The organism is Oleiphilus sp. HI0117, assembly GCF_001635235.1.
Genome location: NZ_LWGA01000164.1, coordinates 1 through 871, shown reverse-complemented (window position 1 = coordinate 871; position 871 = coordinate 1). Strand labels below are relative to the sequence as shown.

General features: G+C 42.0%; 1 protein-coding gene. It reads left to right on the top strand.

Annotated elements, in window-relative coordinates:
• Nucleotides 1–246: 246 nt before the first annotated feature.
• Nucleotides 247–600: a hypothetical protein gene (locus A3757_RS02170; RefSeq protein ID WP_068510086.1), complete on the top strand. Its 354-nt coding sequence runs from the start codon at nt 247–249 to the stop codon at nt 598–600.
• Nucleotides 601–871: the final 271 nt, after the last annotated feature.

Genomic DNA, 871 nt, shown 5'->3' with positions numbered 1-871 from the left:
CTCCCGCTTTCATAACGCAATAACACTCTCACTTGACGCTGATAGCTCAAGAAAACCGATCTATCCCTAAGAATTATTCCTCCATTTTTACGGCGAAAATGCACAGTTATGCTATTTTTAAGGAGGGGCAAGCTTTAACGAAGCAATTATCGACGTCAGCACACTCCTGACACATATCAGTCAATTGCCTAGCCCCTAACCTCATTGAATAGCACTGGGCATATACTGACGTGGCAACAAACGTAAATGAATAAGCTAACTACATCACTATCCTTCAAGTTAGCGATACCAAGCATCCTTATTGGCACGATATTTTTGCTGTCCGTCTCGCTATTATTCTCTTATCACGCAGAGCGAACATTAGAGCGTGAAAGCAATATAATTGCCCAGCATATACAAGACACGCTACTTATCGCTAATGAAACCAATGCTAACACAGCTAATTTAAGGCGTATTGTTAAAGCCTTAACGGCACGAAATGACATGACCCGCTTGCTCCCGGTGGAACAGGCAAGTGGCATTATCAGCGCAGACAGCCAAGAAGAAAATATTGGCCAAAATGTTCATAATTCACTCGACAATGCCCAATTAGAAACCTAGAAGCGTTTCATCACAAATGGACAAAACCAGAATCATCAAATTAGCGATGACGGTTTTTTTCATCATGCTCGCATCAAACTACTGAACCCAGAGCTTAATCGCGTGCGCCCTTACGAGGTATTTATGGAATTTCATAATATACCGACATTTAAAGAAACCAAGACATTTCTCTTTAGCTTATTTCTACTCTGTGCTGGGGGAATTACCCTACTTGCGGCTACAGCCTATCTCAACCAGCGTAGAACCTTGATTAGGCCCTTGGAAAGCATTA